Genomic DNA, 11,650 nt, shown 5'->3' with positions numbered 1-11,650 from the left:
AAACGGCGGCGGCGCTGGTCATGATTCGAGCGGGAGTTCGGTAGTTGATCGTCAACCGTGCGATTCGCCAGCGGTCCTGCACGAAGGGCGCGAGCGCGTCGCGCCACGACCCGACGCCACCTGCTGCCGCGGTTTGGTCAGGATCACCGACCAATGTCATGGATCTGGCCGGACATCGGCGCATGACCATTCGCCACTGCATTGCCGTTAGTTCCTGTGCCTCGTCAACGACCAGGTGGCCGTAGGCCCACTCGCGATCGGCAGCCGCCCGCTCCGCCAATGGCGCGCGCGGTTCAGTTTGCGAGAACCGCTCGGCGAACTTCTCGGCGGTAATCATCTTCGCGGCGGCACCGCTACTGGCCAAAACCTCACGTGCGTAGGCGACCTCAGCGGCATTGGCTCGTGCTTTGGCCGCGGCGATGGTCGCTTCGTGCGGATCCCATTCACCGAGCAACTCGGCTGCCTCGTCCAATAGCGGCACGTCATTAGTGGTCCATGGGGACCCGGCGGGCCGCAACAACACGTCGATCTGCGTATCGGTCAGGTCGCTTGCTGCGGCACGGAGAGCGTCCCGGCTGCCGAGCAAATCGGCTACCAGCCGCTCGGCGGTCACAGGCATCCAACAGAGGTTGACTTCCCGGCGAACATCGCGACTCTCACGTAGGTCAGCGATGAGGTCCTGGCGGGCGTCGTTGTCGATGTTCATCCGGAGTTTGCGCGCGAGCTGATCGGCGAGCCGGGCGATGACCTCGCGAACAAATACGACTCGTGCGCGGTTGTGCGGCTTCCGGGTATCGCGAGCTCTGCGGATGGCTGCGGCCACGTCGTGCGGCTTTAGTTCGATCATGGTGCCATCGATGTCCAACGGGATCGGCTTCGACGGAACGCGCTGGCGCAGTCGAACCGCGCGTCGAATCACCTCGGTCATTCGCAGATTGCCCTTGATAGCGGATACGGCAGGATCATCGACCGCTACGGCATCCACGCCCGGGAAGAGTTGCCCGAGACTCTGCATGACGACGCCCGTCTCACCGAGCGCCGGCAGCACGCGGTCGATGTAGGACATGAAACGTGGGCTCGGCCCGATGATCAGCGCCCCGGAGCGCGCGATCTTGTCTCTGTGCGCGTACAGCAGGTAGGCCACCCGATGAAGCGCGACAACCGTCTTGCCCGTTCCAGGCCCGCCCTGAACAACCAGGATGCCCCGGAGCTCGGATCGGATGATGGCGTCTTGCTCGGCCTGAATGGTGGAGACGATGTCACGCATGTGCCCGGTCCGGGCCGCGTCCAACGAGGTTAAGAGTGAATCGTTGCCCGTGACGGACTCGCGCGCCTCGTCACCCAAGGCGGCAAGCATCAAAACGTCATCATCGATGCCGACCACGACGCGTCCCTCGGTTGCCAGGTGGCGGCGACGAGCGATGCCCAATGGCTGGGCCGCTGTCGCTTGGTAGAAGGGCGCAGCCGCGTCGGCTCGCCAATCCATCAGCAGCGGGTTGGCGGCTTCATCTGAGAGCCCCGTTCGGCCGATATAGCGCTTGTTGCCGTCAGCTGAATCGAGTCGACCGAAACACAAGCGCTCGTTGACAGAACGAAGGGAGGCGCTGCGATCTTCGAGCATGGCGACCATGGCCTCGCGCTCGGAATGACTGGCGGGGGTACCGGTGATCGGTGCCTTCCGCTCAGCTGCCAGCCGGATATCGACGTCTGCGAGGACCTCGTCGAGGCGCTGGTAAAGACCGTTGATGACCACCTGCTCGGCGGCAATCTGCTGCGCTGCGACATCGGTGTGCGCCTCGTCGGGACGGGGGTGTGCGTTCACCAGCTGCCCTCGTGTCCCTTGGGTGAAATCACTGTCTGCGTAGGTGTCCGGCTAAAGCGTGCGAGCCAGCAAATACTCATACCGTGCGACGAGCGTATCGAGTGAAGCAGATGCCGAGGCGGGTCCGGGAACCGCCCTGCGGAGCTCAATATGGATCTCGGCGTGTGGAGTTGCGGTTCGTGACGCCAACTCGCGAACCAGTTGGTTTATCGCAACCCGCGTTTCCTTGGCATCGCGCCAGGACTGCGGTTGGTTCGGAGCCTGAGACGACACGTCCAGGCTGGCCGTGGAGGCGCGCTTTCGGGCGTCGCCGTCCCGCGAAGCCAACAAGACTGCCGTCTGTTCGGCATCGAGCAGACCGGGAATCCCCAGGTACTCCTCCTCCTCGGCGGTCACGTTGGCAACCACTGCGCGGCCACCGTGCAGCACGTGCGCGAATTCCGCCTGCGCGTCCAATGCCGTGAACTCGCCGACGGAATCGCCCACGAGGCGCTCGATCGACATCTCGTCGAGCCCGGCGTCGGCAGGTCCGGCGAGTCTCACAATGTGATTGCGCTCTTCCTCCAACCGCGCGGCAAGCTCAAGCAGAGGTCGCACGGCGGGCAAGAATACGGTTGCCGTCTCGTGCGTTGCCCGGGCGCGCACAACGCGACCCACCGCTTGAGCAAAGAACAACGGCGTTCGATATGACGTGAGGAATCCCAGCGCACAGGCGCGCACAATATCGACGCCTTCAGACACCATCCGCACGCAGATTGCCATCCGTTGGGTGCCCTTGTCGAATGCTTCTATCTTCTTGCTCGCGCGCGGATCGTCGCTCAGGATGACGACCGGAGCTTCGCCGGTGATCTTCTTCGCAATTTTGGCGTAGGCGCGTGCGGAATCCTGATCGGGGGCGAGGATCAAGCCAGCAGCGTCCGGGATGCCATTGGCACGCAGGTGACTGATGCGATCGTCGACGGCGGCCAGAACGTGCGGAACCCAGTCGCCATTGGGGTCCAATGCGGTGCGCCAGGCGGCATCCTCCGCGGCACGACTCGCCGGGTCGCTCAAGGAGGCGCTGAGCACCTCGCCCGCACTATTCATCCATCGGCTGGTGCCTGCATAGGCCGCAAAGAAGACCGGGCGAACGACGGCATCGGCTAGCGCCTGCCGATACCCGTAGCTGAAGTCTGCGATCGATTCCAGGTCGCCGTCAGAGTTGTCCTCATATCGCACGAACGGAATCCGTTCAGTTGGATCAGTTCGGAACGGAGTGCCGGTCAGACTGAGTCGACGTTTGGCCGGCGCAAACGCCTCAAAGACGGCCTCGCCCCAACTCAGTGAGTCCCCGGCGTGGTGGATCTCGTCGAGGATCACCAGCGATCGGCGCGTCTCGGTGCGCGCCCTATGGAGCATCGGGTGAGCAGCAACTTGCGCGTAGGTCGTCACGTATCCGTCCACGTCGGAGCGAAGCTTCGATCCGGTGTTCTTCAGCGTCGGATCAAGTAGCAGTCCGCAAGCGCTCGCCGCATCTGCCCACTGAGTTCGCAGATGATCGGTCGGGGCAACCACGATGATGCGATCGATCGCGCGGCGTTGCTTGAGCCGGGCGGCCAGCGTGAGGGCAAACGTGGTCTTCCCAGCGCCAGGGGTCGCGGTGGCCAAGAAGTCGGTTGGTTGGTTGACCTCGTACTGGCTCAGGGCGTCGACCTGCCATGCCCTAAGTCCCCCCACCGGGGTCCAACCCACTAGGGGTTGCCCATCGACCAGGGTCGGTGACGAGGAGTTCACGTGCGCCCTCCGCAGGATTCGACTGAATCCGCATCATGCCTGATGCGGCGACCCGGCTAGCCGACGCCTTGCCGCATCGGCACCGTGGTGTATTCCACATGTGTCGTTGCCCGAGGGGAGGGGGACCGCCATAGCCAGCCAGCCCCACCGGTCAAGCGGAAACCTTGTTCTCGCATGTGATGATCATCTGCCGCAACTGCCCAAGCGGTACCGGTCTCCCGAAGTAGAAACCCTGCGCGAATTGGCAGCCGAGCTTGCGCAGCGTGACCAGTTGATCAAGCGATTCCACGCCCTCGGCCAAGCTGTTGGCGCCAACGGCACTCGCGGTCGCGATCACCCTCCCAGCAGTTGCGGTGTCACGGGCATCGACTGCAACGCCAGCAATGACACGTCGGTCGATCTTCAGCACATCGATCGGCAGGCCCTTGAGTGCCGGGATCGACTGCGAGTTGGAGCCGAAGTCATCCATCGAGATCTGCACGCCGAGATCGGCCATTGCCGTCACGGCGTCGCGCGCGACTGCCTGGTCGGCCATCAGGGATGCCTCCGTGATGTCGATCAGCAACCTTGGCGGCGCGAGGCCGTTGTCCCGCAGGGTTTGCTGAACAAAGCTCACCAGACCAGGGGCAGACAGCTGACTGGGGGTGAAGTTGACGCCAACCTGGAGTCGGGCAAACCGTGCGCGCCAGGCGGCCGCCTGGCGACACGCCTCCCGCAGAACCCACATTCCCAGCGGAACGATGAGTCCGCTGCTCTCAGCAATGGGGATGAATTGCAGTGGCGGGATCAGGCCCTTGGTCGGGTGATTCCAGCGAACCAAAGCCTCGATACCGACGACCTCGCCATTCGCAAGCGCCACGATGGGTTGGTAATGCAGAACCAACTGGCCGGAGTCGATCGCGTTCATGACTTCAAGCTCGGTGCCCTCAGCAGTTTGCTGTGGGGGCAGTGGTTCGGGTCGGTGCAAACTGCCAGAGGTCGGTGTGGTTGTTGGATTTGGTGGTGCGAGTCCGGCCAGTTCCCGCGACGATCGAACATCGGCAAAGACAATCGCATCGGCCAGCGAGCGAGCACCAAAGCTGCGCGCGACCAGAACATCCTGTGCTCCGGAGGCCAACAGTTCCGCTGCTTCAATCCGGTCGTGTTCGCTGACGATGACCACGATGGGTTCGTCCGGCAGACTGGCAACCAGTTCAGCCAGAATTATCCGGAGCCGACTGCGCGACCACTGCGCACGGTGGTCCGCTCCAGAGTCAAGCAGAACGGCACTGGCCTCCGCGGACTTCTTGACCGCGTCCACAGCGGCCTCGACCCGAGTACACCGCGTGAAGCGCCAATCAGCCATCTCCGTCTCAAGCATGCCGACTATTTGTTGTGCGACGGACTTCGCCGGGGACAAGACGACGACGTGGGAAGCCGGTCGATCCCACGTCGACCAAACAACCCTCGTGGACATTCGTCACCCACGTTCACAGTAGGTATTCACAACTCTTGTGGAACCTACGTTGATCCTGGCGACCAACCGCCTGCGAAGCAATCCGAACGGGCTTCGCCTGACCTGAACGGAGGTTTGCGGTTACGCGCTCGTGACTATTGACACCTGGCGGATTCCGTGTGCGGTCAGTGACAGAACCAGTGCCCAGATGTAGCCGATGATGGTCCAACCGAGGAGGAGGTTGATCCATCCGATCATTCCCGAATTTGCCTTGCCACGGGTAGCAGCGATCGCCCACGGCAACAAATAGAGACCGGACAGCACGGCGCAGATCCAAGCGATGATCGTTTGAGTCGGCTTGCTCTCCTGGTCGGTAATTGCAACCACTTGCTCAGACATTGGCGATCCTCACAGTTGAAGGGTGAGACTTCAGTCTCGTGATCATGGTCTGACCAATTCGCTCGCCGGTCAAACTGGGCGCGTTGTTCGTATGCTCAAGCTTGTGATCTGGTTCGGAGTTGTCGCCGTGGCCATCCTTGCAGTCGTCTACAGTCTGCTGAGCAACCGGGCGACCCGTGCGAACGTGTCCGCCCCAATGCTGTTCCTGGTGGCTGGGGCGGTGTTCTTCGTCTTCGGAGACCGGGTAGCTGTCGAGAGTGCGCAATTGCACCTACTCGCCGAAGCCACTCTGGTCGTCGTCCTCTTCCACGACGCATCAACGGTCCAGTTGCGTCGGCTGCGCTCGGATATTCAGTTGCCGGCCAGGTTGTTGGGTATTGGGTTCCCACTGGCGTTGATAGCGACAGCAGTGGTTGTAGCCATGGTCTTTCCCGAGTTGCCGCTGGCGGCAGCGATTCTTGTCGCGGCCAGTATCACTCCGACTGACGCGGGCCTTGGCGCAGCGACGGTGCTCAATCCCGTGGTTCCACTCCGAGTGAGACGGGCGCTAAACGTTGAGAGCGGGTTGAACGACGGGCTTGCGACGCCGGTGGTTCTCCTCGCATTGGCAACACTCGGCAGCAGTGAGGGGGAGAGCACGTTGCCGATCTTCTCTGTGACGATTCTCCCCGTTCTGCTCGCACTGTTGATCGGTGTTGGGATCGCGGGCTTGGCCGCAGTTAGTGTCGACGCCTCTCGGCGGGTTGGCGTGAGTAGTGCCCGGACACGCTCGATTGCCGTGCTCTTTGTTCCAGTGCTCTGTTTCGCGGTGTGCGAACTTGCGTCAGCGAACATCTTCATTGCAGCGTTCGTGGCTGGATTGACCTTCGGGGCGATGTCGACCAGCGACACAGAGGAGCCAGAAGTGTCGGAGTTGCTGGAGACCACCGCAGACCTCCTCGGCTACGTGGTCTGGTTCCTCGCGGGCTCTCTGATCGCCCTGGTCGTCAGCACTGGGATCTCGTGGAAGTGGGTGCTGGTCGCGGTTCTAGCCCTGACACTGCTGCGAATCGTCCCGGTAGGCATGAGTTTGATTGGGAGCAAGCTGGCTTGGCCCAGCGTGACGTTCATTGGTTGGTTCGGCCCCCGGGGCCTGGCCACGGTCATCTTCGGGTTACTCACGGTGGAGGAGTTGGGCAGCGAGCAGCCAATCGTACGAACGATTGTTGGGGTCATGAGCATGGTCGTGGTCTTCAGCGTGGTTGCGCACGGAATCACTGCCGGACCGCTTGCGCGTCGCTACGGTCGCTGGGCTGAGAAAAACGCTCAGATTGAAACACGGGTAGATGCAGCCGAGCCACGGTCGCGCGGACATCTTGGATCGCGGGGGAGTCGCGGCGCTTCGTCCGAGCCGAGGAACGTTCGATGATCGAGCCTTGGAAGTGTCCGCGCGCCTGAATCGGGAGTCCGAGTTACTCGACTAGAGCACCGCTTCGCGCTTGACGGCCGCGGCAACGTCGTCGGAAAGCTCTGGGCCGACGATGTCGTAATCGGCCAGCACGACGGCCGCCTCACTTGCATCGGAGACCAAGTGGAACGGGACACCCTCGGACTTCAGCTCGATTTCCTGTGCTCGGAGTTCCTCCGCGCGCTCGGCCATGTGGTCACCCACATCAAGAATGATGATGGCCTTCACTCGACCTGGGAACTCGCGCGCGGCCTCGATGTACACCAACGGGTCGTTCTGGCCGGAGTCGCCGATCAGCAGGAAGGAGGTCCGCGGGTACGAGGCGAATAGACGCGCGAGAGTCGAGCGTTTGTGTTCCTTTCCGGACCGCATGACGTATCGGTCTTGGGGTCCCCAATCCGTCAGGAACATAACGCCCTTGGGGAACCCACGCGCCTCCAAGAAGTCCGTGATCATCTCGTACAGGTTCCAGGGGCCGGTGGACACATAGAAGAAGCTCGGCGCGGCCTCCGCACCGTTGGCCTCGCGGATTCCCTGATAGAGCGTGGCCATACCCGGCACCGGACGCCGCGAATCGGGGCTGCGCAAGATCGTGTTCTTGAATGCCACAAATCCTTCGGTGAGCCCAGTACGTAGCACGGTGTCGTCTATGTCGCTGACGACCGCGAGCGCACGTTGGTCCGGTACCAGGAACTCGCCCGTCACGATCTGCGGGACTTCGCTGCGGTCGTCCGGCTCAGTGACGCAGTGATATTCGTACCAGTCCGGATCGAGGTCGCCGGTCACGACCGACCCGCGGGCATAGCCGTGCCGATCGCTGTGTGCATCCGCCCGGTTCCCGCGGAAAAGAAGATGCAGGTGCACCCCGGGCAGGGCTAGCGCGACAAACCGACGCAGGTTGGTTCGAACCACTTTCGGATCGGCGACGACGCTGGCTGCGTCTGGAACGACCGGCTCCTCGGCCACCCGCACAATGAAGCTGGCCTGACCATTGGAGCCAAAACCACGGTATGCCGCAATGTGCGTCGCCCGCAGTGTCCCCTTGCCGATCTTGCGCTCTCGGCGGGCTTGGGAAACCCGCTCTTCCAGCGAACTCACCAGGCGTGCGGTTTGCGCACTTCGGGCGGCGCGATCGGCGACCGATCCGCTGGACCGAAAGGCGCCACCGAGAATGCCGCCAGCACCACGGATCAAGCCCCGCAGGCCACCCGACCCGTCAACACCGTCGGACTCATCGGAGGTGGCGTCATCCGATTGCTGGTCGTCAACTGACATGTGCCCAATGTTTCATGAACGGGGCGACCGTTTCCCCCTTGGTGGATCGTCGCCCCGGTCCAAAGGGGACGGTTAACGCATTACTGACCATCGTGGTCTGGCCGCTCCAACGCGGGGCCTAGCCCTAGCTTCGCGTAGGTTGCACCGATGCAGCGATCCATCACGACCTGCAATCCGGCTGCGCTCGCGATCGCTTCGGCTTCCGGGGAGACAATCCCGAGCTGCAGCCACAGAACCTTTGCGCCAACCTCGACAGCCTGCTCCGCGATCGCTGGCGCCTCGGCGGCAGGTCGGAAGACGTCGACGACGTCGATCGTCTGAGCGACGTCGGCCAAGTTGGTGACAGCGTCTCGGCCAAAGATCGAACCCCCGCGCGGATTGACCGGGATCACGTCTTTCCCTTGTTCTTGCAGGTACTGCGGAATGCGGTGCGACGCCTTGGCCGAGTCGGCGGAGGCGCCGACGACGGCAATTGTCACGGCCGACTCCAGAATGTCGCGCAGTCGGTTCTTCTCTGCTTCGTCCATTGAAGGTGCCTTTCAGCTTTGACGCGACGCAGACGCTACTCGCGCAGCGGAACTCCCTGAGCGTCTGTGCGGAACGACTGTGCTTGGGCAAGGATCATGATTCCTTCGATCAGACCCCAGATCGACCCGATTCCACACGTGACTACCGTGACCAGGATCTGCAGAATCCCAATCGTGGTGTAGCCGAGGTAGAAGCGATGCACTCCAAGTCCACCGAGGAAGATTCCGAGCAGGCCCGCCGCGAGCCGTGACTTCGCGCGTGGGTCGTAGGGCTCCTGGATGGCCGCTGGAGGCCCGGGCTGCGCATATTGCGGCTGAGGCGTTGGCGGCGGAGTGTATGGCTGACCGTACGGCGAGTCAGCTGCGCTGCCCGGTTGCCCGAGCGGTGGCGTCAGCGGGACCTCGTTCGGCTCGTTCTCTCCGGGTGGTTGCTCAGTGGACATCCTCGGCTCCTCCGATTCGATGGTGAGAGTTTGGCGGTCTGCTAGCCAATGATCTCGAACTCGTAACCAACGAACAGACCCGTCGCTGATATCCCGACCGTACCCAGCAAGATGCGCTCAAGTTCCACAGGGTTCTTTGAGCCGTCCACGGGCAGGTCCATGACCAGGCTCCCGGACTCGTTGATCACGCCTCCGTCCTTGCCGCCAGCCGGTCTCACAGACGGCTCCACGCCCAAGCTGTCCAGCAGTGAACTGCGCACCATGTTCGCGGCTTCCGGTGCAACAGCCAACGGGACCGCGTGGTTGACGCCAAGGCGAGATACGAACTTCGATTGATCGACCAGAATGACTCTGCTGCTAGCGGCAGCAAAGACAAACTGCTCCCTGACGAACGCCCCGCCCCGGCCCTTAATCATGTTGTGATCGGGGTCGACCTCGTCGGCCCCGTCGAAGCACCAATCAGGTCGCGAGGCCAGCAACGTGGTCACGGGTAAACCCAATGCGGCGCAATATGACTCGATCTCGATGGACGTGGGAACACAGGTGACGCTCAAGCCCTGAGAATGGACCCGCTCGGCGAGTGCGAGCAATGCCAGGAAACTCGTGCTGCCCGAGCCAATACCGATGACTTGCCCATCGGCTGCACGATTGGCAAGCTGCCTCGCGATCTCGCGCTTGGAGTCGAGGTTGGAAATCTCCGTTGGCCACTTTGGCGTGGCTTGGCCCTCCCAGTGCATGAACGCTGGCTCCCTGCTCGACGATGGATCATTCGTCGGCAGCTTACGGTCTCAGAGGTGGCGAACGCTACGAACGGAGCTGGACTGGCCCTGACCATCGGGTGTCGGAGCTTGCTCGGACAGTCGTCCGACTGGGCGATGGCTAGGCCGAATGGGTGAAGATGAGTTGGCGCACTCAAGTCGAGTAGCGCTTGCACCGAAGGTTGTCGAGTGCGTGGGGTGCAGCGTATGGGACTGCGACTCTGGGTCTGCGCTGCCCTTTTTCTTGTGTTCGCGATCGTCATGTCGTTTCAGTTGCTTCCGGCGCCGGTAGGCGCGATCACCTCGTACTCCGTCCGATCGGTCACCGTTCTGGTGGCGGCTTGGGCGATGGCCGCAGCGTCCCGACGAACCCAAGGGAGGCTGCGTCGCGCCAGGCTGCTGATCAGCCTGTCGCTGATCGTCGGTGCCCTGGGCGGCGCAGTCTCGGTGATCATCACTCTGGCTACGGGCGCACTTCCACCGATTCCGTCCGTCGGCGACTTTCTGTTCTTCGCAATCCTGCCGCTGACGATCGCTGGTTTGCTCAGCTATCCGGTATCCAACGACCGACTGGGTTCCGGTGCCCGAAGCCTTCTCGATGGCGCGGTTGCGGCGGCAGGCCTCTGGTTCGTTGTGTACTCGCTGTTGTTGGAGCCAACCGGCGTGGGCAGCGGCCGATCCGCGATCGCCCAGATGGTGATCCTCGGCTATCCGGCAACGGATGTCTTTGTCATTGCAATGGCTGCCGGTGTGCTGGTCAGGGTCAATGCACGAGCGCGCCGGGAATTGGTCATTCTCGCTGCCGGACTCTCCCTGGTGGCCCTTAGCGACATCTTTTACACCTCCCTGGCAGCGGTGGGTCGGTACCAGCCCGAGAGCTGGGTTGTCGTCATTGCCGAGGCCGGACTGTTGCTCGTGCTGATAGGTGCATGGTCCGCGAACACCGCCGATGAGTCACTCAACCAGCCCAGCCGTGTCCACCTGGACCTTGTTCAGCGGTGGAGCCAACCGCTGTACCTACTGCCGCTGGCTCCGGTTGCATTGGCCGTCGTGGTGGGATTTGCCCAGTGGGCCGCCGGAAACCTGCCGACTTCGGTGGGTGCCGCGATACTCCTTGCCATGATTACGCTGCTGGCGGTGCGTGAGCTCGTCGGCAATCGCGATCGCGTCGCTCTGCTCTCGCGGGTTCGTAACCGTGAGCAACTCTTCCGTTCGCTGGTCGTTGGTTCGTCGGACCTGGTCACTCTGCATGAGGCCAATGGCGACGTCAGGTACGCCAGTCCGGCGCTCGCCCTAGCCGTGGGCAGGGGCGAGTACGAGTTGCGCGGGAGCGGCCTGGCCGAGGTTGTTCACCCGGATGACCACCGAGGCGTCATGCAGGCGCTCTACAAAGTCCAACACCAGCCGGGTGCCAGTACCGAGGTACTGAGCCGGGTGCGCGACCCCCAAGGCGAGTGGCGGTGGATGGAAAGCCGACTGCACAACCTGCTCGATGATCCGCACGTCCGGGGCATTGTGTGCAACAGCCGCGACGTACATGAGCAGTACCTGCTTCGGGAACAACTCAGTCACGACGCGTCCCACGATGCTCTCACCGGACTCGGCAACCTCGCGCACGCACGCCAGCTATTGGAAGACCACGAGTTTGGCTCGATGCTCGGTTGCTCAACGGTTCTGCTCGCCGACCTCGACGGCTTCAAAGCGATCAACGACACGTACGGACACGCGTGTGGCGACAGCGTCTTGGAGGCAGTCGGGTCGCGGCTTCGCG

General features: G+C 62.7%; 10 protein-coding genes. 2 read left to right on the top strand and 8 right to left on the bottom strand.

Annotation, left to right across the window (positions count from 1 at the left end):
- The 4 genes from KAZ48_08755 to KAZ48_08740 all read right to left on the bottom strand — a co-directional run.
- A partial coding sequence (locus tag KAZ48_08755; protein MBP7972878.1) for an AAA family ATPase occupies positions 1 to 1,822 on the bottom strand: 1,822 nt, incomplete at its 3' end.
- Positions 1,823 to 1,873: 51 nt separating this feature from the next.
- Positions 1,874 to 3,595: a DEAD/DEAH box helicase family protein gene (locus KAZ48_08750; GenBank protein MBP7972877.1), complete on the bottom strand. Its 1,722-nt coding sequence runs from the start codon at positions 3,593 to 3,595 to the stop codon at positions 1,874 to 1,876.
- Between the two features lie 151 nt (positions 3,596 to 3,746).
- Positions 3,747 to 5,051 carry an EAL domain-containing protein gene (locus KAZ48_08745; GenBank protein ID MBP7972876.1) on the bottom strand — a complete coding sequence of 435 codons (1,305 nt, stop codon included), beginning with the start codon at positions 5,049 to 5,051 and terminating at the stop codon, positions 3,747 to 3,749.
- A 120-nt stretch (positions 5,052 to 5,171) separates the two neighbouring features.
- Positions 5,172 to 5,429, bottom strand: a complete 258-nt coding sequence (locus tag KAZ48_08740; protein ID MBP7972875.1) for a superinfection immunity protein — start codon at positions 5,427 to 5,429, stop codon at positions 5,172 to 5,174.
- Positions 5,430 to 5,520: 91 nt separating this feature from the next.
- Here KAZ48_08740 and KAZ48_08735 point away from each other — a divergent pair, with 91 nt between their 5' ends.
- Entirely contained in the window at positions 5,521 to 6,837 is a 1,317-nt protein-coding gene (locus KAZ48_08735; protein MBP7972874.1) for a cation:proton antiporter, read from the top strand.
- Positions 6,838 to 6,888: 51 nt separating this feature from the next.
- On the opposite strand, the gene KAZ48_08730 is transcribed toward KAZ48_08735, so the two are convergent.
- From KAZ48_08730 to rpiA, 4 genes are all read right to left on the bottom strand, one after another.
- Positions 6,889 to 8,151 carry a DUF2183 domain-containing protein gene (locus KAZ48_08730; GenBank protein ID MBP7972873.1) on the bottom strand — a complete coding sequence of 421 codons (1,263 nt, stop codon included), beginning with the start codon at positions 8,149 to 8,151 and terminating at the stop codon, positions 6,889 to 6,891.
- 80 nt (positions 8,152 to 8,231) lie between these two features.
- Positions 8,232 to 8,678, bottom strand: coding sequence for a CoA-binding protein (locus tag KAZ48_08725; GenBank protein MBP7972872.1), 447 nt, complete (start codon positions 8,676 to 8,678; stop codon positions 8,232 to 8,234).
- A gap of 35 nt (positions 8,679 to 8,713) precedes the next feature.
- Positions 8,714 to 9,121 carry a TM2 domain-containing protein gene (locus KAZ48_08720; GenBank protein ID MBP7972871.1) on the bottom strand — a complete coding sequence of 136 codons (408 nt, stop codon included), beginning with the start codon at positions 9,119 to 9,121 and terminating at the stop codon, positions 8,714 to 8,716.
- A gap of 41 nt (positions 9,122 to 9,162) precedes the next feature.
- On the bottom strand, positions 9,163 to 9,858 hold the full coding sequence (gene rpiA / locus KAZ48_08715) for a ribose 5-phosphate isomerase A (protein ID MBP7972870.1): 696 nt from the start codon (positions 9,856 to 9,858) through the stop codon (positions 9,163 to 9,165).
- 1,485 nt (positions 9,859 to 11,343) lie between these two features.
- Here rpiA and KAZ48_08710 point away from each other — a divergent pair.
- The coding region (locus KAZ48_08710) for a GGDEF domain-containing protein (GenBank protein ID MBP7972869.1) at positions 11,344 to 11,650 on the top strand (307 nt) is incomplete at its 3' end.

Source organism: Candidatus Nanopelagicales bacterium, from assembly GCA_018003655.1.
Taxonomy (GTDB): domain Bacteria; phylum Actinomycetota; class Actinomycetes; order S36-B12; family UBA10799; genus JAGNDY01.
Note: the sequence above shows the minus strand (reverse complement) of the source record. Positions and strands in the feature narration are given on the sequence as shown.

What these genes read in the sequence shown, in the direction of transcription:
- KAZ48_08745 (MBP7972876.1), bottom strand. Translation starts at nt 5,051, where the DNA reads ATGTCCACGAGGGTTGTTTGGTCGACGTGGGATCGACCGGCTTCCCAC.
- KAZ48_08740 (MBP7972875.1), bottom strand. Translation starts at nt 5,429, where the DNA reads ATGTCTGAGCAAGTGGTTGCAATTACCGACCAGGAGAGCAAGCCGACT.
- KAZ48_08735 (MBP7972874.1), top strand. Translation starts at nt 5,521, where the DNA reads ATGCTCAAGCTTGTGATCTGGTTCGGAGTTGTCGCCGTGGCCATCCTT.
- KAZ48_08730 (MBP7972873.1), bottom strand. Translation starts at nt 8,151, where the DNA reads ATGTCAGTTGACGACCAGCAATCGGATGACGCCACCTCCGATGAGTCC.
- KAZ48_08725 (MBP7972872.1), bottom strand. Translation starts at nt 8,678, where the DNA reads ATGGACGAAGCAGAGAAGAACCGACTGCGCGACATTCTGGAGTCGGCC.
- KAZ48_08720 (MBP7972871.1), bottom strand. Translation starts at nt 9,121, where the DNA reads ATGTCCACTGAGCAACCACCCGGAGAGAACGAGCCGAACGAGGTCCCG.
- rpiA (MBP7972870.1), bottom strand. Translation starts at nt 9,858, where the DNA reads ATGCACTGGGAGGGCCAAGCCACGCCAAAGTGGCCAACGGAGATTTCC.